Here is a 17621-nt window from a genome sequence, read left to right as displayed (position 1 = left end):
CACCAACCGCTCTCGACCAATCGGCGTCAAACGGGCATTCTTGTGGATGTTCATCCGGTCCTCCTTGGATGCCTGAAGCTTCGCAACCTCAGTCTCCTCGGTCCGGATCGGATGGACAAACTATTGAAAGCTCACAGCTAGAGCCGGAATTCCTCGCCGAGATACAAGCGCCGGACATCCGGATTGTTGACAATCTCCTCCGGGCTGCCTTCGGTCAAGATCTCTCCGGCATAGACGATATAGGCGCGGTCGGTCAGGCCCAGCGTCTCGCGGACATTGTGGTCGGTGATCAGCACGCCGATGCCGCGGTTGGTGAGGTGGCGCACCAGGTCCTGGATGTCGCCGACCGCGATCGGATCGATGCCGGCGAACGGCTCGTCGAGCAGCATGTAGTTCGGCCGGCTGGCGAGCGCGCGGGCGATTTCGACGCGCCGCCGTTCGCCGCCGGACAACGCGATCGACGGCGATTTGCGCAGCCGCTCGATGTTGAATTCGTGCAGCAGATTGTCCAGTTCGGCCTCGCGCTTGCGGCGATCCGGCTCCACCGCTTCGAGCACGGCACGAATATTCTGCTCGACGCTGAGGCCACGGAAAATCGAGGCTTCCTGCGGCAGATAGCCGATGCCGAGCCGGGCGCGCTGATACATCGGCAGCTTGGTGACGTCGTGACCGTCGAGTTCGATACTGCCGCGATCCGCCTTGATCAGCCCGGTGATCATGTAGAACACCGTGGTCTTGCCGGCGCCGTTGGGGCCGAGCAGGCCGACCGCCTCGCCCCGCCGCACATAAATGCTAACGCCGCGCACGATGCGCCGCGTGCCGAAGCTTTTTTCGATGCCGTGCACCGCCAGAAAGCCGGCCCGCGCGGTCGGCTGCGGCGCGCTGTCCGGTCTCGCCGGGCGCGGGCGGGCGGGCTGCTGCGGGGCGATCGGCGGGGTTACGGCCGGATTGCGGATGATCGGCGGCGCATCGCGCACCGGACTGGTCAGCAGGTCGCCGACATTGTCGCTCAGCGCCGTGATGTCGCGCGGGGCACGCGCAAAGCTTGCGGCGGCCTTCGCCGGCCGGCGCCGGAACATGCCGAGGAGATCCACCATATCGCTACGTCAGCCTTCCCAGCCTTGGTCGAAGCGCCCTGCGGAGGGGCGGGCTTCATCATCGATGCGTCACGGGTCTTGCCGGGCAATAGCGGCGAATTGTGGTGCGTCGCACCACGCCGCCGTGACCTGCCACCCTTAACCGTTCCGTCCCTGCCCTGCCAGCAACCTCGTTGCGCCGCCCTCCTCGCCTGAGCCTATTTCGGCTTGCCGGAATTCGCCGGCGGGGGCGCCGTCCCGAGCGGCCCTCCCCCGGGGGATGACTGGAACAGGCCCTGTACCCGGCCGCTGCCCGACTCCACCCGCGACACCCCGGTGGTCATATCCACCAGCAGCCGATCGCCGCGCACCACATTCTTGCCCTGGGTTAGCACCACGCCGCCCATCATGGTCACCAGATTGGTCTTGGTGTCGAACACCGCGGTTTCGCCGGTGACCACCTGGTCCTTCTGGGTCACCACGACATTGCCCTTGGCTTCCAGCCGGCGGATCGACGATCCGCCGCCCGGTCCCGGCGCCGCCGCCGTCATCTGCGGCTTGGCGGCGGCCTTGGCGGAGCGGCCCGGCGCCGGCTCGGCATTCGCCGGCTGCTCCTGATCGTAGAACACCACCAGCACCTTGGAGGTCATGGTGGTGTCGCCCTGCACCACTTTGACGTCGCCGGTGAAGGTGGCTTCCTTTTTCTTGTCGCGAACCTCCAGCGTGGCGGCCTCGATCTGGATCGGCTTGTCGCGATTCTGCGAAAAGCCCTGCATGGCGTTGGGCACGCCGGTCATCCCGGCCTGGGCGGCGGCCGGGGCCACGCCGAGCGCCGCGACGAGAATCATCGCTCCACACGCGCCACCCAGGAGTTGGCCGGTTATCTGCAGCTTCGTCATCGATGGATCATTTCACATTGGCTTTGCCGGAGACAGTCCGGGGCTGGCCGGCCGGCGCGGTTTCGGCCTTCGAAACGGGGTGGGCCGCGGGTGGCTCGCCGGGCGCGGGGCCGGCATTGTCCAGATTCATCACCACGCCGCCCTCGAAGCGGATGACCTCGCCCTTTTCGGTGACCCGCATGCGTTGTCCGCGCAACGTTCCGCCCTGCCATTTCACGTCGACCGGCTCGTCCGAGACCACGGTGCCCTTGGCGATATCGATAAACGCCCGCGTCATCCAGGCCTCGTAACCGGCCGAGCTCTGCAAATAGACGTCCTTGCGCAGGTCGAGCAGCTGGGCCTTGGTGTCGAACAGGCCCTGCCGCGCGTCGACCGTCACGGTGGACTGGTCCTCGGTCAGAAGCTTGGCGCGCAGCGTGGCAAGATCGACATGGTCGGGCGAGGTGAGATCCTGGGTCGCGGTCTTGGCCCACAATTCATAGGGCCGCTGGTCCGGGGAAAATCCCGACAGATGCGGCGCTTCCATCGTGATGCGGGTGCCGGAGACCACCAGATTGCCCATGTCGACCGGCAATTTCGATAGGAAACGGAACGGGTTGAACACCGACACCGCGACGATCGCGGCCATCGCCAGCAGCACCGCCAGCGGCACCGCGACCCGCAGCAATCGCACCAGCCGGCTATGCCGCGCCGCCACCGCAAAGCGCGTCTCCATTCCGGCTTGATAGGATGACATCTGGACCGACTGCACCGCTGCTCCACACCCGCCGGGACCGTCCTGCACGGTCGCCTCCGCGACCGGCGGGCCCAGCCTCGAACCAGCTGGCCCCGACCAGCCGGTTCCGCAAGCCCCGCGGCGGGTCGAGGACGGCACCGATCGAACGCCGGAGGGATTTTTACAGGGTAATTGTGCCAAAATCCTGCTTCGCTTCGCGCCGCCGTGGCGGATGCGCGGAGCGCGGCCGGCGTCGATCAGGAATGCGCGAAGATATCCTGCTCAGCCCAGCCGGCGAGGTCGAGTTTGGCACGGGTCGGCAGGAAGTCGAAACAGGCCTGCGCCAATTCGCTGCGGCCTTCGCGCGCCAGCATGGCGTCGAGCCGGGTGCGCAGGCCGTGCAGATGCAGCACGTCGGAGGCGGCATAGGCCAGTTGCGCATCGCTGAGGCTCTGCGCGCCCCAGTCGCTGGATTGCTGCTGCTTCGACAGATCGACCCCGAGCACTTCACGCACCAGATCCTTCAGGCCGTGGCGATCGGTGTAGGTGCGGGTCAGCCGCGAGGCGATCTTGGTGCAATACACCGGCTGCGGCATCACCCCGAGCCCGTTAAAGAGCGCCGCGAGGTCGAAGCGGGCGAAGTGGAAAATCTTGGTCACCGCCGGATCGGCCAGCAATTTCTTGAGGTTAGGCGCGTCGCTATGGCCCTGCGGAATCTGCACCACGTCGGCACTGCCGTCGCCGTTCGACAATTGCACCACGCAGAGCCGGTCGCGATGCGGGTTCAGCCCCATGGTCTCGGTGTCGATCGCCACCGAATCGGTGTAGCGCGAAAGATCTGGCAGATCGCCGCGATGCAGGCGGATGGTCATGTCGGTCAGCCTCGGTGTTGGACGTCGTCAGCAGCGCTTGCGGGGCAACTGAGCATTGCAACCTCGGCCAAACGTGCGGCGAACTTCTGCGAAGCGCGCCGCTGCGTCAATCGAAACGTCGCGGCTAGCCGCGGCGTTCGGAGCGGCTGTAATTGCTGAAATGGCCTTCGCGCGCGGCCTGCGCGCGGGCGACTTTGATCAGGTCGCGGCTCTTGCCGGGCGCTGCCACCCGCGACACCAGCCGCTGCAACCGCTTGCTGCGGCAGTTCGGGCAGGCCGGCTTGTCCTCGCAGCCGACCAGCAATTCGACGTCGGCGTCGCATTTCGCACAATGAAAGCTGTAGAGCGGCATGATTGGCGTGATCCTTGTGGCAAACCGGCGGCCATCGAGGGCGAAGCAGGAACCGGGCCAGCCGCACCAATACACCACCATATTACCGCCGGAACCGGCGCCGCGACGGCCTGCCCGCGCGCGGCGAATCTTGTGGCAAACCCAAGGCAGCGGCGGGCGTCTCCAAACTGCCGCAGTTTGGCTTTCATGATGCGCCGACTTGATGCATCCTCAGCATCATGTGCGAGCTGTCCTGGGGCATCGCACGGGGAAATGGATGGCCCACGTCAAAACGTGCGTTGAGAACATTCCATCGGGGCGAAGCGTTGTCGTTCCCGGGACGATGGCGCTTTTCGGCGTGGCGCTGGCGGCCGGCGCCGCGGCGTGGATTGCCGACCTCGATCCGATCGGCTGGGTGTTCGCGCCGGCGCCGCCGAGCGTGGTCGATGCGGCGTCGTTCGATGCCAGGTTCCTGAGGGAGTCGCTGTTCGACGAGATGATCGCGGTGACGCCGCCGCCGGTCGCCCGCGCTTTGCCGCCGGAGCTGGAAGCCAAATTGCGCCAGGCCAGAGCGCGGCTGGCGCAGGACCTCACCGCGCAGACCCTGGGGCCGCCGGACCTGGTGGCGACGCCGTCGAACCCGCCGAGCAACAGCGTCGTCGCGGTGCCGCTGCCGCGATCGCGGCCGGTCGTGGCCGACGCGATGACGGTGCCGCGCAGCACCGCGCTCAGCAACGACCCGCAGCCCGGGCTGCTGGAGAAATTCTCCGAAATGTTCTCGGGCCGGCTGACGCTGGCCTCGCTCGATCCCGATGGCGGGCTCGGCAGCGACGGGCCGAACCTCACCGCGCTGGGCTACGAAAGCGGCACCGCGGTCTATGATATTTCGGCGCGGCGGGTCTACATGCCGAACGGCGTCAAGCTCGAAGCGCATTCCGGCTTCGGCGCGCTGATGGACGACCCCGGCCATGTCGACAAACACAATGTCGGGGCGACGCCGCCGAACGTCTATGAGCTGAAGCCGCGCGAGCGGCTGTTTCACGGCGTGCAGGCGATCCGCATGATTCCGGTCGGCAGCGGCGACACCATGGGACGCTCCGGCCTGTTGGCGCACAGCTACATGCTCGGGCCCAACGGCGATTCCAACGGCTGCGTCTCGATCAAGCAGTACGACCGCTTCCTGCAGGCCTATCAGAACGGCGAGATCAAGCGCCTGGTGGTGGTGCCGAGCCTCGGCGACACTACGACGCTGGCGCGGCGTTCGACCTCGCAACTTTGATTAGTCCGATCTGACGGTTCGCCAAACGCGTCATTGCGAGGAGCTCTTGCGACGAAGTCGGCGCTGCGCCCCGCCCTCGGCTCGCAATGACACCCCTCTTCTATCAGTGCGCCGCTTGCGCGCCGAGCGAGCGATCGAACAGCGCCGCGGCGCGCGCCAGAATCTCCTCGCGGCCGGCCAGCCGCGCCATCCAATGCTGCGGAATGCTACTTGCGCCATACAGCGCGCCGGCCAATTGCCCGGCGATCGCCGCGGTGGTGTCGGCATCGTCGCCGAGATTGGCGGCCTTCAGCACCGCGGAGGAAAAATCCGCTGTGCTGCCGACGCACCACAGCGCGGCCTCGAGCGAATGCACCACATAGCCGGTGCTGCGCACCTGGTCGCGACGCTTGCCGCGCCAGCCTCCCCTAGCGATCGCCTGCACCGCGCCGGCATGGAAGCCGTCGCGCGGCCGCAGCACCTGCGAGCGCGACAACCCCGCGATCGCATCCGCCAGGATCTCGGCATACAGCGCGCAGGCCTCGAGCGCTTCGGCGGCGGCGTGGGTGGTGCGGCTCTGCCGCACCGCGACGTCGCGCAGCCGCAGCCGATCGTTCCAGAACCGGATCGCCACCGGCGCAAGCCGCATCAAGGAGCCGTTGCCGGCGGCGCGCGGATCCGGCGAGCCGGCATAGGGATCGCGCTCTTCGAGCCAGCGCTGCAACGCCGCCTTGATGGTGAGCCCGATATCGAAACAGCCGCGCCGATTGACCGAGTTTTCGCCCTGCTGCCACCAGGCGACGAAGCGGCGCATCAGGTCGGCGGCATCGAAGCCGCCCTCGGCCGCGAGCAGGCTGTCGGCGAGACACAGCGCCATGCTGGTGTCGTCGGTCCATTCGCCGGGATCGAGCCGGAACGGCCCGCCGCCGATCATGTCGGTGAGCGGCGCGGTACTGTCACGCGGCTGAAATTCCAGCGGCACGCCGACCGCGTCGCCGACCGCGAGCCCGGCCAGCGCGCCGATCGCGCGATCGCGCCGCCGATCCGCCGCGGGCACCGCTTCGCAGGCGGCGCCGACCGCCAGCACGTAGTGCTTCTGCGACGGGGTTTCGATCGCGCCGGGCCGGGCCTTGCGCACCTGGCGCACCGCGGCGGCGGGCTCCAGACCGAGTTCGGCGAGCAGGCGCGCCGCGATGGTGCCGGCGCGGCCGAGCCCGCCGCGACAATGCACCACGACGTCGAAGCCGCTGCGCAGGATCGCGCGAAGCCCCTCACCCGCGGAAGCCCAGGCCCGTTCGAACGCCTGATCCGGCACCGAGACGTCGACGATCGGCAGATGAAACCACGCCATCTGCCGGCGCAACACTTCCTCGCCGAGCGTCTCCACCCGCAGCAGCGCCAATTCGCGCTGCTCCACCAGCGTCACCACCGCGGCGGCGCCCCAATCGCGGATCAGATCGAGGTCGCTGGCAAGGTCGCGTTTCCAGGCGCCGCTCGCCGCATAGGGATCGTATTTGCCGGGACAGAACGTCAGCCCGACCCGGCCGCAGCCGGGGCCGCCGGGCACGGCTGCGATCTGCAAGGGATGTGACGCCGAGGTGCGCATCACGAGGGCCTTCCGTGGCCGCGGCCTTTCAACGGGTCGTCACTGCGCACGCAGGCACCCATAGCGCGCGGAGCTGCGTTTTGGCCGGGCGATAACGGCCTTTTTCTTATGTCGGGAGCCAGGGGTGATGGGTCCCTGCGTGCGCAGGGACGACCCGTGGAGGGGTCGCGCAAAATCGTGGCGGGCGACGATCGCGTCGTGGCCGGTCGAACAGCGCGGCAGCTCGCACGCATCAGTCAGCCCCCAGGCGGGCCGCGCGCTCGGCAAGGTCGTCGCGGCGCGCGATCAGAATGTTGATGAGCTGACTCGATTCGGCGCTGTCGCCGTAGATCGCCTGCACGGCGGCGATGATCGCGGCCGAGCCGATCGAGGTGACGCGGCGCAGCGATGCTAACACTTGCTGCTGCGTCATGGCGGCAAAGAAGCTCGCGGCGACCGCGTTCTTGCGGCGGTCGCGCAACGTGTCGAACTCCACCACCAAGGGTCCGAATTCGGCCTTCAGCGAGCCCTGCGCGCGGTAGCGCAGCGCGCCGCCCTGATCGATGCGGATCAGTTCGCCCGCGCCGGTGACGATCATGTTGTCGAGGTCGACGCCGAGCGCGTCGCGGTTGGCCAACCAGGCATCGGCGGCAAAGCCTTCGCCGACGCCGGCGCCGGCCTGCTTGGCGAGATGCTCCGGCAGCTCCGCCAGCGTCAGGCCTTTCACCATCCGGCTGGCGACCGCGAGCTCGCCGTCGCGCCGCGCCAGTTCGACGTCGGGCACTTTGACGCCGGCCAGCCGATACAGCCGATTGGCCAGCACCTCGTTGCGGGCGTGATCGGCGGTGGCCGGCGTCTTGACGTACCAGCGCACGCCATCGCCGTCCGCGAACACGCCGCCGGGATTGGAGCCGGCCTGGCTGCCGACCTTGCGCCAGCCGGAGGCCTCCAACACTTCGATCTGATCCGACGCCGCCGGCATCGCCGCCTCACGCTGTTCGCAACCGCAAAGACATCCTGCGGCAAGACTCCCTGCTCGCGCCGCCGCGGCTGACTGATATCACGGAACCGGCCGCGGCAAATCGCTCCCTTCGCGTTACGCGGCGACATCGCCGCAGGGCTCGCGCGATGATCCGCCGACACGCCGGCGACGGCCGAAATCCGCAACAAACTGCCGGATGACAACCCCCGCTTAACCATTTCGGCAGAACCTGAAAATCCAAGCCGGGGGTTCGGCGGCGGAGTGTTCAGTGCGTAGAGTAACGGTTCTGGCTGCGGCCGGCGGCGGTGTTTTGGCGATCGTGATCGGCGCCACGGCCAGCCACGTGTTCTTCAACAAGGCTTCCAATTCGGCGGCGGCCGAGGCCGAGCTGACCACCGGCACGGTGGCGGCGCGATGGCCTGGGCCGCGCGCCGACGCCACCGAATCCGCGGCGGCCCCCAGCGTGCAACCGCCGGACACCCAGCGCGCCGCCGAGGCCTTGAAGGCCGGCGCCAGTTGCAGCCATCCGGGCGCGCTCGGCGTCTCGCGCACGGTGCAGATCGATGCCGCGGGCGGCCCCGGCTTCGGGATGTCGCAATATCGCGAATACGACTTCCTGCAACCCGGCGAAGTGGTGCTGTCGTTCGACGACGGACCGTGGCCGGTCAACACCCATGCGGTGCTGGCGGCGCTGGAGGCCGAATGCGTCAAGGCGGTGTTCTTCCCGATCGGCCAGCATGCCAGCTGGCATCCGGCGATTCTGAAAGACGTGGTGGCGCAGGGCCACACCATCGGCTCGCACACCTGGTCGCACGTCAACCTCGCCAAGAAGTCGCCGCAGGAGGCCAAGGACGAAATCGAGAAGGGCTTCAGCGCCATCGCGGTGGCGCTCGGCCGGCCGCCGTCGCCGTTCTTCCGCTTTCCGCAGTTGCGGCAGACCCCGGAATTGAAGATCTATCTCGGCGAGCGCAACATCGCGGCGTTTTCGATCGACGTCGATTCCAAGGATTTCGCCATCCACCAGCCCGACGCGGTGGTGAGTTCGGTGATGACCAAGCTGAAGAAGGCCGGCAAGGGCATCATCCTGATGCACGACTTCCAGCACAGCACCGCGCTGGCGCTGCCGCAGGTGCTGCAACAGCTCAAGGCCGGCGGCTACAAGGTGGTGCACGTCACCGCCAAGGATGCCGTGGTGACGCTGCCGCAATATGATTCCGCGGTCGCCGCCTTGATGCCGCCGGCGCCGGCCGCAACCGCGCGCGCCGCCGCCGGCGTGGTCCGCACGGTCTCGGGCGCCAGCAATTAGCTGGGCGCGCGAGCGGCGGACCACACGGCGCGCCGAACCGACAAAGCTGTCATTCCGGGGCGCGAGGCCGGAAGGCCGAGCGAACCCGGAATCTTGCCGCCTGTTCGACGCCACGCCCGTCGCGAGATTCCGGGTTCGCTCGCAGCTTACGCTGCTCGCGCTCCGGAATGACGGCACCGTTTTTGTGATGCGCCGACACAGCCGCGCCCTTCACGCCCCCGCCGCGACGCCGCGCAGCGCTGCGAGCCGCGCGATCGATTGCGCCGCGAGCTTTTGCGCGAATTCCAGGCTGGCCTGGTCGACCGCGCTGTCGGCGTCGGCGAGATACAGATTCGACAATTGTTCGGCGCGGCGTAGGGCGCGGTTAATGATCTCCTCAAGCGAGCCGACCGGGTCGAGCGGATCATGCGGCTGATGATCCGGCGGCAAGGGCGATGGCGCCAGCCTCGACAGCACCTCGCGTTGGCCTGGCGTCAGCCGCTCTGCCCACGCCATGATGTCCTTCAGCAGCAGGCTCTCCAGCAGCGCCGCGGAGACGGGCTCGGCGGCGTTGCGCGGCTCGGCGGCGACGCGGCGCAACAACCGCCAGGCGACGCGGCGCTCGCGCCGCAGCGCATCGCCGTCGTGCAACGCCTCGCGGGCAAATTGCTCCGCGGTCGTGCGCACGCCGCGGTCGCTGGCTAAAGCTGCGACATAGGTCCAGAATACAAATGCCCGCTGCCGATGCCGCACAGCGAGCGCCCACGCATCATAGGCGGTGCCGAGTGATGATTCGCCGAGTTCAGAAATCTCCTGCGCCGGAACCAGATCGGCCGGACTCCAAACCAGGTCCGCGGCATCGGGCGACTTGTTCAGCGCGGCGAGGGCGCCTACGGTGATCGCCTCGACGCGAATCCGTTCGCGTTGCGCCAGCACCTCGAACACCGGCTGCGTCGACCCTGATGACGGGTCAGCCGATGCCACATAGCGTTGATAATGCGTTGCCGCGATCTGCGCCTGGGTCAGGGCAATCGCGTAAAGTTCTGCGAGGCTTTGCACCGAAGCCAAGGGAGCAACTGTCAAGAGCGGTTCGTTACGCATTGCAGGACTCTCCCAACCACGACAAATTCGCCTGAACGAGTTCCGTTGAGCTTGCTCTAGCGCAAAGAAGCGCCGAGTTCGACTGCTATACGGCCTCGTCGCAACTCACGCGATCCAGAACAACGGCGTTCTGTCGAACCTGGAACCTGCGCATTTGCGAAATTTCGCCCGCACTTCATTGCTCCTCAGCCTCGCGCTGGCCTTGTGCTGCTGGCTGGGCGCGGTTGCGCCGTCCGCGGCGGGCGTGCTCGGCGATTATCTCGCCCGATCGCAACCCGGCGAACTCATTCCCGGCGCCGACCGCTTCGGCCCGCCGCAGGGCGAACCGGCGATCGTGCCGGTGTATAAAACTGATCAGTTGCAGGGCTACGTCTATCTGAATTCGGATTTCACCAACGCCACCGGCTATTCCGGCAAGCCGATCGAAATGCTGGTCGGCATCGATCCGGGCGGCGTGCTGACCGGATTCAAACTGGTCGAGCACAAAGAGCCGATCATCCTGTTGGGAATTCCGGAAAAACGCATTCTCGACGTGGTCAACAAATTGGCCGGCGTCGACATGAGCGTGGTGGCGCGCGGCGGTGCCAAGCCGCCGCGGGTCGACATCGTCAGCGGCGCCACCGTCACCGTGCTGGTGATCGGCGACAGCATCGTGCGCTCGGCGATCAAGCTGATCCGCTCGGGCCGGCTCGGCGGCGGCGGCGCGGCAGCCGCCGCCGCGACGCTGCCGGCGGCCGACAAGACCATCGACATGGAGCACAGCGAGCTGCGCGACTGGCAGGGTCTGCTCGCCGACGGCGCGGTGCGACGGCTGCAGCTCAGCGTCGGCGACATCAACCAGGCGTTCGAGAAATCCGGCGATGCCGCCGCCGCGGCGCATCCGGAGGACGGCGAGCCCGACGCGTCGTTCATCGACCTCTACGCCGCCGACGTCGCGGTGCCGACGATCGGCCGCAGCCTGCTCGGCGACGACGGCTATCAGCGGCTGAAGGCGCGGTTGCAGCCCGGCCAGCAGGCGCTGCTGGTGGCGGGCTCCGGCAGATATTCGTTCAAGGGCTCGGGCTATGTGCGCGGCGGCATCTTCGACCGCATCGAACTGGTGCAGGACAACAACAGCGTCCGGTTCCGCGACCGCGACCACACCAGGCTCGGCAGCGTCGCCGCCGCCGGCGCGCCGGATTTTCCGGAGATCGCGCTGTTCGTGGTGCCGGCGGAGTTCGCCTTCGACCCGGTGGCGCCGTGGTCGCTGCAGCTCGTGGTGCAGCGCGTGATCGACGTCCGCAACAAGGCGGCGCTGACCTTCGACCTCGGCTACGCCTTGCCGGATAGTTTGCTGAAGCGCGCGCCGCAACCGCCGGCGGCTCGCAGCGCGCCGGCGCCCGCCGCCTCCACCGCGGCGCCGCGGGTCGGCGAAGGCCAGGGCACCGACGAGGATCCGTTGTGGATGCGGATCTGGCGCGGCGATCTCATCCGGATCGGCATTGCGGCGGCCGCGCTCGGCGTGTTGACGCTGATCTTCTTCTTCCAGAACGCGCTAGTGCGGCGGCCTTTGCTCTATACCTGGGTGCGCCGCTTCTATCTCTTGTTCATCCTGGTGTGGCTCGGCTGGTACGCCAACGCGCAGCTGTCGGTGGTCAACGTGCTGACCTTCGTCAATTCGCTGATGACCGGGTTCAGCTGGCAGTATTTCCTCTCGGCGCCGCTGATCTTCATGCTGTGGGCGGCGACCGCGGCGGCGCTGCTGTTCTGGGGCCGCGGGCCGTTCTGCGGCTGGCTATGTCCGTTCGGCGCGCTGCAGGAACTCACCAACAATATCGCGCAGGCGCTGAAGGTGCCGCAAGTTCGGCTGCCCTGGGGGCTACACGAACGGCTGTGGCCGATCAAATACATCATCTTCCTCGGGCTGTTCGGGATGTCGCTGTACTCCACCGGCTTCGCCGAGCAGCTCGCCGAGGTGGAGCCGTTCAAGACCTCGATCGTTTTGAAATTCGCCCGCGACTGGCCCTATGTGGTCTATGCGCTGACGCTGCTGACCGCCGGGCTGTTCGTCGAGCGGTTCTTCTGCCGCTACATGTGCCCGCTCGGCGCAGCATTGGCGATCCCCGGCCGGATCCGGATGTTCGAATGGCTGCGGCGCTGGAAGGAATGCGGCTCGCCGTGCCAGCGCTGCGGCAACGAATGCCCGGTGCAGGCGATCCATCCCGAAGGCCACATCAACGTCAACGAATGCATCTACTGCATGCATTGCCAGGAATTGTATTTCGACGACCACCGCTGCCCGCACATGATCCAGGTGCGGCTGAAGCGCGAAAAGCGCGAGGTGATGTCATCGCCGTCGATGCGCACCGGCAAGGGCCCGGACACGCTGATCACCGCAGCCGGCCGGCCGATCGCCGGTCTTGCTGCCGATACCTCCCATCTGCAACCCAAAGCCTAGGAGGCTTATGATGACCGACAATAACAAAGACAAAACGGGTGTCAGCCGGCGCACGCTGCTCGGGACCACGGCCGCCGCGGCCGGTGTCGGCCTCGCCGGCGGGGTGGCGCTGACCAGCGACGGCAAGGGGTTGATCGCAACGGCGGACGCCCAGACCAAGGCGGCGACGCCGCCGGCGGCGCGCGCTGCAACCACCCAGAAGACCGAGGTGCTGCCGGGCGAGCTCGACGAATACTACACCTTCTTCTCCAGCGGCCAGACCGGCGAGCTGCGCATCGTCGGCCTGCCGTCGATGCGCGAATTGATGCGCGTGCCGGTGTTCAACCGCGACAGCGCCACCGGCTGGGGCCTGACCAATGAGAGCCTCAAGGTTCTCACCGAGGGCCTGTTGCCGGAATCCCGCGAGTTCCTGAAAACCCGCGGCGGCACCTATATGAACGGCGACCTGCACCATCCGCATCTGTCGTTCACCGACGGCACCTATGACGGCCGCTACGCCTTCATGAACGACAAGGCCAACACCCGCGTCGCCCGCGTCCGGCTCGACGTGATGAAATGCGACAAGATCATCCAGCTGCCGAACCAGCACACCGTGCACGGCTTGCGGGTGCAAAAATATCCGCGCACCGGCTACGTGTTCTGCAACGGCGAAGACCGCGTGCCGCTGCCGAACGACGGCAGCGTGCTCGACAAGCCGAAGGAGTACCACGCGATCTTCACCGCGGTGGACGGCGACACCATGAAGGTGGCCTGGCAGGTGATGGTCGACGGCAACCTCGACAATGTCGACGCCGACTACCAGGGCAAATATGCCTTCGCGACCTGCTACAATTCCGAAGAAGGCGTCAACGCCGCCGAGATGACCGCCAACGAGCAGGACTGGGTGACGATCTTCAACATCAAGCGCATCGAAGAAGCGGTGAAGAAGGGCGACTTCAAGGAAATGAACGGCGTGCCGGTGGTCGACGGCCGCCACGGCTCGCCCTACACCCGCTACGTGCCGGTCTCCAACAGCCCGCACGGCATGAACACCGCGCCGGACGGCATCCACATCGTCGCCGCCGGCAAACTGTCGCCGACCGTCACGGTGATGGACGTGCGCAAGTTCGACGATCTGTTCGACGACAAGATCAAGCCGCGCGACGTCGTGGTCGCCGAACCGCAGCTCGGCCTCGGCCCGTTGCACACCGCCTATGACGGCCGCGGCAACGCCTACACCACGCTGTTCCTCGACAGCCAGGTCTGCAAATGGAACATCGATCTCGCCAAACGCGCCTTCAAGGGCGAGAAGGTCGATCCGATCATCGACAAGATCGACGTGCATTATCAGCCCGGCCACAACCACACCTCGATGGGTCAGACCAAAGAGGCCGACGGAAAATGGCTGATCTCGCTGAACAAGTTTTCCAAGGACCGCTTCCTCAATGTCGGCCCGCTGAAGCCGGAAAACGATCAGCTGATCGACATTTCCGGCGACAAGATGAAGCTCATCCATGACGGTCCGAGCTTCGCCGAACCGCACGACGCCACCATCGTTCACCGCTCCAAGATCAACCCGATCTCGATCTGGAACCGGGCCGATCCGATGTTCGAAGACGCGGTCAAGCAGGCCAAGCTCGACGGCGTCAAACTCGAAACCGACTCCAAGGTGATCCGCGACGGCGACAAGGTGCGGGTCTATATGACCTCGCAGGCGCCGACGTTCGGCCTGGAGAAATTCCAGGTCAAGCAGGGCGATCGGGTCACCGTCTACGTCACCAACATCGACGACGTGGAAGATCTCACCCACGGCTTCTCCATCGTGAATTACGGCATTCAGATGGAAGTGGCGCCGCAGGCCACCGCCTCGGTGACGTTCTCGGCCGATCGCGCCGGCGTGTACTGGTACTATTGTTCGTGGTTCTGCCACGCCATGCACATGGAGATGAAGGGCCGCATGCTGGTCGAACCGAAGACGGTGTGAGACGGGCTTAGCTACGTGCACTGACTCACCTCTCCCCGCTTGCGGGGAGAGGTCGACCCGGCGTAGCGCTCGCGAAGCGGGGTCGGGTGAGGGGGCGTCTCGGCATTACGCGGCGCCCCCTTACCCGGCTCGAACGCGCTACGCGCATTCGCGCCACCCTCTCCCCGCAAGCGGGGCGAGGGAGGCGTGCCGCACCGTTTCGATCAACTCGGCCGCCGAGACGGCTGCTAAGTTTCATCCACGCGCGTCGACCCTCGGGCCGGCGCGGAACGTTCCATGAAGAAGCCGAAGGCTTGAGTTGACTGAACGCAGTTCGCGTCAGACCCCGAGGAACGCACGTGTCACTCTGGTTGCGTCTTATGTCCGCGGCGCTCATCGCCGCCGCCACCAACTCCGCCGTCGCGGAGACGATCAGCGTGGCGCCGGGAGAGCCGCTGCAGGCGGTGCTCGACCGCGCGAAGGACGGCGACGTCGCCTTGCTCGCGGCCGGCGCGCATCAGGGCCCGATCACGATCGACCGTCGCCTCACCCTTGCCGGCGAGCCCGGCGCGGTGCTGGCCGGCAATGGCAGCGGCACCGTGATCAGGGTCACCGCGGCGGACGTGGTCGTTCGCGGCCTCACCATCACCGGCTCCGGCCGCGATCTGCAGACCATGGATTCGGCGATCTTCCTGGAGCAGAGCGCCGAGCGCGCGCGGATCGAGAACAACCGGCTGCAAGGCAATCTGTTCGGCGTCTATGTGCACGGCGCTTCGGGATCGCGCGTCGAATCCAACGTCATCGAAGGCCTGCGCGACATCCGGCTCAACGAGGCCGGCAACGGCGTCTCGGTGTGGAATGCGCCCGACGTGACGATCGCCGACAATACGTTCCGCGACGGCCGCGACGGCATCTTCACCATCAGCAGCCTGAAGGACCGCTTCATCAACAACCGCTTCGAAAACGTCCGCTTCGCGGTGCACTACATGTACACCAATGACAGCGAGGTCGCCGGCAACCTCTCGATCGGCAATCATGCCGGCTACGCCATCATGTATTCCAACCGGCTGAAAATCCGCGGCAACGTCTCCGATCGCGACCGCGACTACGGCTTTTTGTTCAACTACGCCAATTACGCCGCGATCGAGGGCAACCGGGTCAGCGGCGGCTCGCGCGCCAACATCGGCAACCGCCGCGACGACGGCGCCGACGACGAAAAGGGCATGCTGCCCGAGGCCAAGCCCGCGCCGGCTTCGTCGGCGCAGGACGGCCCGGAGAAATGCGTGTTCATCTACAACGCCAACCACAACCAGTTTCGCGACAACTGGTTCGAGCGCTGCGGCATCGGCATCCATTTCACCGCCGGCTCCGAGGGCAATGAGATCACCGGCAACGCCTTCATCGGCAACCGCAACCAGGTGAAATATGTCGGCACCCGCAACCTCGACTGGTCGAAGGCCGGCCGCGGCAATTACTGGAGCGACAATCCGGCGTTCGATCTCGACGGCGACGGCATCGCCGACACCGCCTATCGGCCCAACGATCTGGTCGACCGCGTGCTGTGGACCGCACCGTCCGCCAAAGTGCTGATCAACAGCCCGGCGGTGCAGGTGCTGCGCTGGGCGCAGAACCAGTTTCCGGCGCTGTATCCCGGCGGCGTGATCGACACCCATCCGCTGATCGCGCCACCGCCGAAGCCGATGGTCGCGCGGGGCCAGCCATGACCGCAACCGTCACCGTCAGCCAGGTCGAGAAGCGCTACCGCGCGGTGCGGGCGCTGCGCGACGTCTCGTTCGACCTCGAGCCCGGCCGGCTCAGCGCGCTGGTCGGCCACAACGGCGCCGGCAAGACCACGCTGATCAAGCTGATGCTGGGGCTGATCCGCGCCGAGCATGGCGATATCCGCGTGCTCGGCGAAGATCCCGCCGCCGGCGAATTCTCCGCACGCCGGCTGCTCGGCTATCTACCGGAAAACGTCGCGTTCAATGCGGCTCTCACCGGCCGCGAGACGCTGGCGTTCTACGCGCGGCTGAAACAGATCAAGCCGGCCACCGCCTGGCCGCTGTTGCAGCGCGTCGGGCTGGCGCACGCCGCCGACCGCAAGGTCGGCACCTATTCCAAGGGCATGCGGCAGCGGCTGGGGCTGGCGCAGGCGCTGCTCGGCCGGCCGCGCGTGCTGCTGTTGGACGAGCCGACCACCGGGCTCGATCCGGCGCTGCGCCAGACCTTCTACCAGATCCTCGACGAATTGCGCGCCGACGGCGCCACCGTGCTGATCTCCTCGCACGCGCTGAACGAATTGGAAGACCGCGCCGAACACGTGCTGATCATGAACCGCGGCGTGCTCGCCGCGCAGGGCACCATGAGCGAGCTGCGCACGATCTCGCAGCTGCCGATCCGGGTCGCGATCGATCTCGCCGACGGCGCCGTGCCGGAGTGGATGAACGGGCCGCGCGACGCGTCCGCCAAGGGCCATGTGCTGCTGGTGCCGGACGACGCGCAGAAGATGGCGCTGCTGCGCGCCGCGGCCTCCGATCCGCGGGTGCGCAACATCGAGATCGCAGCGCCGACGCTGGACGAGCTCTACGCGCATTTCCTGAACCTGCAGGAGCCGGCCTCGTGAGAACCATCGCCATCATCGCCGCCAAGGAAATCCAGGAAGGTCTGCGCAACCGCTGGGTGCTGGCGACCACGCTGCTCTTGGCCGCATTGGCGCTGTCGCTGACCTTCCTCGGCAGCGCGCCGACCGGCAATGTCGGCGCCGGCGCGCTCGACGTGGTCGTGGTCAGCCTCTCCAGCCTCACTATCTTCCTGTTGCCGCTGATCGCCTTGCTGATCTCGCATGATGCGGTGGTCGGCGAGATGCTTTATTTTAAATTGTTTCTATTTATTTCAGCTTAAATAACATATTAAAAATAATTAAAAGATTGATCTTTATCCTATTTACAGGTAAATTCTAGTCAAAGTCCAAGCTCTGCCTTTGGCGCCAACAGTCAGCTCGCGTGTCGAAACGGATGTCCGGACCGGGCGGCCGTCGGGTGCAATCCTCGGTGGCGGGTACTAGTAGCCTCTGCCCTTGTCTCTCCTTGTCTCCCCTAGGCAGACGGTTGACGGGTGTATCAAGTGGAGGCAGCCCGG

Annotated in this window: 14 protein-coding genes and 1 pseudogene; 7 read left to right on the top strand and 8 right to left on the bottom strand. The window is 66.6% G+C overall.

Translation table 11 applies throughout. The features are described 5' to 3' along the window. Positions 1-137: 137 nt before the first annotated feature. The 5 genes from lptB to VGC77_RS13410 all read right to left on the bottom strand — a co-directional run bounded on the left by lptB (position 138) and on the right by VGC77_RS13410 (position 3914). A complete protein-coding gene (lptB, locus tag VGC77_RS13430; protein WP_331172065.1) occupies positions 138-1097 on the bottom strand; it encodes an LPS export ABC transporter ATP-binding protein in 960 nt (319 codons plus the stop codon). A gap of 197 nt (positions 1098-1294) precedes the next feature. Next, positions 1295-1924, bottom strand: coding sequence for an LptA/OstA family protein (locus VGC77_RS13425; RefSeq protein WP_331172064.1), 630 nt, complete (start codon positions 1922-1924; stop codon positions 1295-1297). A gap of 58 nt (positions 1925-1982) precedes the next feature. After that, on the bottom strand, positions 1983-2711 hold the full coding sequence (gene lptC / locus VGC77_RS13420) for an LPS export ABC transporter periplasmic protein LptC (RefSeq protein WP_331172063.1): 729 nt from the start codon (positions 2709-2711) through the stop codon (positions 1983-1985). A gap of 236 nt (positions 2712-2947) precedes the next feature. After that, positions 2948-3562, bottom strand: coding sequence for a ribonuclease D (locus VGC77_RS13415; protein WP_331172062.1), 615 nt, complete (start codon positions 3560-3562; stop codon positions 2948-2950). A 124-nt stretch (positions 3563-3686) separates the two neighbouring features. Beyond that, on the bottom strand, positions 3687-3914 hold the full coding sequence (locus VGC77_RS13410) for a zinc ribbon domain-containing protein (RefSeq protein WP_331172061.1): 228 nt from the start codon (positions 3912-3914) through the stop codon (positions 3687-3689). A 322-nt stretch (positions 3915-4236) separates the two neighbouring features. Here VGC77_RS13410 and VGC77_RS13405 point away from each other — a divergent pair, with 322 nt between their 5' ends. Next, positions 4237-5172 carry a DUF2778 domain-containing protein gene (locus VGC77_RS13405; protein WP_331172060.1) on the top strand — a complete coding sequence of 312 codons (936 nt, stop codon included), beginning with the start codon at positions 4237-4239 and terminating at the stop codon, positions 5170-5172. 103 nt (positions 5173-5275) lie between these two features. Here VGC77_RS13405 and VGC77_RS13400 read toward each other — a convergent pair whose 3' ends face one another. Continuing rightward, positions 5276-6757: an ADP-ribosylglycohydrolase family protein gene (locus VGC77_RS13400; RefSeq protein WP_331172067.1), complete on the bottom strand. Its 1482-nt coding sequence runs from the start codon at positions 6755-6757 to the stop codon at positions 5276-5278. Positions 6758-6989: 232 nt separating this feature from the next. Beyond that, a complete protein-coding gene (locus VGC77_RS13395; protein ID WP_331172059.1) occupies positions 6990-7718 on the bottom strand; it encodes a type III effector HopAG1 in 729 nt (242 codons plus the stop codon). A 268-nt stretch (positions 7719-7986) separates the two neighbouring features. On the opposite strand from VGC77_RS13395, the gene VGC77_RS13390 reads away from it, so the two are divergent. Then, a complete protein-coding gene (locus VGC77_RS13390; protein WP_331172058.1) occupies positions 7987-9024 on the top strand; it encodes a polysaccharide deacetylase family protein in 1038 nt (345 codons plus the stop codon). A gap of 210 nt (positions 9025-9234) precedes the next feature. Here VGC77_RS13390 and VGC77_RS13385 read toward each other — a convergent pair whose 3' ends face one another. Further along, the gene (locus VGC77_RS13385; protein WP_331172057.1) at positions 9235-10086 is read right to left on the bottom strand and encodes a hypothetical protein; all 852 of its coding nucleotides are present in this window, start codon (positions 10084-10086) and stop codon (positions 9235-9237) included. A 172-nt stretch (positions 10087-10258) separates the two neighbouring features. Here VGC77_RS13385 and VGC77_RS13380 point away from each other — a divergent pair, with 172 nt between their 5' ends. The 5 genes and pseudogenes from VGC77_RS13380 to VGC77_RS13360 all read left to right on the top strand — a co-directional run. After that, complete coding sequence (locus VGC77_RS13380; protein WP_414709659.1) at positions 10259-12541, top strand: 4Fe-4S binding protein; 2283 nt, start codon at positions 10259-10261, stop codon at positions 12539-12541. Positions 12542-12551: 10 nt separating this feature from the next. Beyond that, positions 12552-14504: a TAT-dependent nitrous-oxide reductase gene (gene nosZ, locus VGC77_RS13375; protein ID WP_331172056.1), complete on the top strand. Its 1953-nt coding sequence runs from the start codon at positions 12552-12554 to the stop codon at positions 14502-14504. Positions 14505-14863: 359 nt separating this feature from the next. Next, positions 14864-16207, top strand: a complete 1344-nt coding sequence (locus VGC77_RS13370) for a nitrous oxide reductase family maturation protein NosD (RefSeq protein WP_331172055.1) — start codon at positions 14864-14866, stop codon at positions 16205-16207. After that, the gene (locus VGC77_RS13365) at positions 16204-17106 is read left to right on the top strand and encodes an ABC transporter ATP-binding protein (RefSeq protein WP_331172054.1); all 903 of its coding nucleotides are present in this window, start codon (positions 16204-16206) and stop codon (positions 17104-17106) included. Before VGC77_RS13370 ends, VGC77_RS13365 begins: the two co-directional genes overlap by 4 nt. Beyond that, positions 17103-17378, top strand: a pseudogene (locus tag VGC77_RS13360) (ABC transporter permease subunit); the annotation flags it as partial. The gene VGC77_RS13365 and the pseudogene VGC77_RS13360, both read left to right, overlap by 4 nt. Positions 17379-17621 lie beyond the last annotated feature (243 nt).

The sequence above is a fragment of the Rhodopseudomonas sp. genome (assembly GCF_036404135.1).
Taxonomy (GTDB): domain Bacteria; phylum Pseudomonadota; class Alphaproteobacteria; order Rhizobiales; family Xanthobacteraceae; genus Rhodopseudomonas_A.
Note: the sequence above shows the minus strand (reverse complement) of the source record. Positions and strands in the feature narration are given on the sequence as shown.